Origin of the sequence: Halorubrum rarum (genome assembly GCF_048380895.1) — an archaeon.
Classification (GTDB): domain Archaea; phylum Halobacteriota; class Halobacteria; order Halobacteriales; family Haloferacaceae; genus Halorubrum.
The window spans coordinates 1-2,130 of sequence record NZ_JBLWMN010000032.1 but is presented as its reverse complement, the minus strand read 5'-3'; the positions used below and the strand labels follow the sequence as shown (position 1 = coordinate 2,130).

At 61.3% G+C, this 2,130-nt stretch carries 2 protein-coding genes; both read left to right on the top strand.

The genetic code is table 11. The features are described 5' to 3' along the window. Positions 1-768 precede the first annotated feature (768 nt). Positions 769-954 (top strand): hypothetical protein, encoded by a 186-nt coding sequence (locus ACNSN7_RS15400; RefSeq protein WP_418283184.1) that lies wholly within the window; start codon positions 769-771, stop codon positions 952-954. 34 nt (positions 955-988) lie between these two features. Further along, entirely contained in the window at positions 989-2,062 is a 1,074-nt protein-coding gene (locus ACNSN7_RS15395; protein ID WP_418283183.1) for a tyrosine-type recombinase/integrase, read from the top strand. Positions 2,063-2,130: the final 68 nt, after the last annotated feature.

Below are 2,130 nucleotides of genomic sequence, written 5' to 3'. Positions count from 1 at the left end.
TCCCCCTCGGGTTCGCACCGGCTTCCGTGACTGAGGCACGAAAGCCATGTCAGCAAAGACTACGGGAGGTATTCAAACCCCCTACGACGGTCCAGCCGTGTCGAGAGAAGGGACAACGACCAGCTCGGTTCGACGGTTTCACTTCCGCCGATCCGTTTACTTTCGCTCTCCGTACAAGGATTTCGTCTTTTATATACCCGCTCGTCGGCGTAACGTGATGCCCTCAAAGGAACTCGTTCGCATCGAGAACGAGCGCGATCGTTGGCGGTACCTCTGCCCTCTTGGACACCGAACGTGGGAACCAACCAATCATCACTTCTGGTGTCAATACTGCGCTCGTCGCGAAGACGTTGATGGTGCATTCTACAGACTCCGCGACCGGAAAACGGGTGCACTTCTTACACGCGATCGTGTCCGGCTCCTGACTGAGACCGGACCGTATGACGGTGAACTTGACCGGAGGTCGTCTGATGACTGATTCATCTGACGGAGCTGATCGCGAGCCGGGAGAGGGCGAGAGTCGCGATGGAAACGGTGGCATTCGTCCGGTCCCGGCGGGCGTGCCGAACACACCGGAGAAGAATCGATGAACAAAGTGCCACGCGCCAGAACGCGCGCCGGGCCGCGGTGTTGGGAGTGTGCCGACTGCGGGCTCATCGTCTCGGACAGCGAGACAAGCTGTCCGCGCTGCCAGCTTATCGATAGAACGCCGAGCGTGAGCGACGACGACACAACCGAACAGGCCAGCCTCACGGAGCTTGATTCAGTATGAGCGATGACTTAGGAGACGATCTGTCTCATCTCTCGTTCTGCGAGGTGTGCGGTGCCTCGATCGACCCGGACCCACCCGACGGATTCACCAGGTACGCCCGGCAGGTCGGTGGCTACCTCAATCACTTCACCGAGGAGCATCCCGACCACGAGATACTCGACGCTCCGGAGGGGTTCCTGTGACCTCGCCGGACGGTGACGGAGGGAGCCGCGACTGATGACGGAGCGCTCACGCGACCCCTCGAGGCTCCATCCCCGCCAAGCGGTCACCCGATACCTTCGTCGACGTCGATCCGACTCCACCGACGCCAGCGTCAAGGCGTGGAAGTACCGGCTAAAACTGTTCGTCGAGTGGTGTGAAGGGATCGGACTCGAGGAGATCGGGGACCTTCGCGGATACGACCTCGATGAGTACTACGAACTGCGCAGTGGCGCGGTCGCCCCCGCAACCCTCGAAGGCGAGATGTGGACGATCCAGAAGTTCATCGAGTACCTCGCCCAGCTTGAGGCGGTCGATGACTCCCTCGTCGATTCGGTCCGCGTTCCCGATATCGACCCGTCCGAACGCTCGAACTCCGAGACCCTCACGACTGAAGCGGCGTTCACACTCCTGAAATACTATCGCAACTCCGACCGCGATCGCGCGTCCCGAAACCACGCCTTTCTCGAACTCGCGTGGCACACGGGCGCGAGACAGGGCGGACTCCGCGCGCTCGACGTTCGAGACGTCTACCCCGAAGAGGGATACGTCGAGTTTCATCACCGACCGGAGACGGACACCCCACTCAAGAACAAGCTGCACGGAGAGCGACCGGTCGGACTCCGCACGGAGGTCGCCCGAGTGCTCCGGGAGTACATGGGGAACCGGTACGACGTTCACGACGACCACGATCGGCAGCCGTTCCTCGCGAGTCGGGACGGGCGACCGACCGAGAACACGATCCGGAGCTGGTCGTACCTCGCTACCCAGCCCTGTCTTCACTCACCTTGCCCACACGGGAAGGACCGGATCGACTGTGAGTTCACGGAGTTCGTCCACGGCAGCAAGTGCCCGTCGTCCCGATCTCCACACCGTATCCGTACGGGTGCGATCACGTGGATGCTGAACGCGGGCATCCCGCCTGAGGTCGTCGCCGAGCGTGTCAACGCCTCGGTAAAAACGATCCGGACCCACTACGATTGGGCGACCGAGAGCCAGCGCTGGAACCGGTACTACGACCAGATGGAGAGCCGCCGACAACACCTTGAGAAGCTCGGTTTTACCAATGATACCCAAAACGACGTCCAGTGAGATGTATCGCCAGATAGAGACCCCTGAGTCGGTCGCACAAAGACGTAATTCCGCGCTGCGCCGGCCCA

Excerpts from the sequence above, each read along its gene's own strand:
- ACNSN7_RS15400 (WP_418283184.1), top strand. The coding sequence starts at position 769 with ATGAGCGATGACTTAGGAGACGATCTGTCTCATCTCTCGTTCTGCGAG.
- ACNSN7_RS15395 (WP_418283183.1), top strand. The coding sequence starts at position 989 with ATGACGGAGCGCTCACGCGACCCCTCGAGGCTCCATCCCCGCCAAGCG.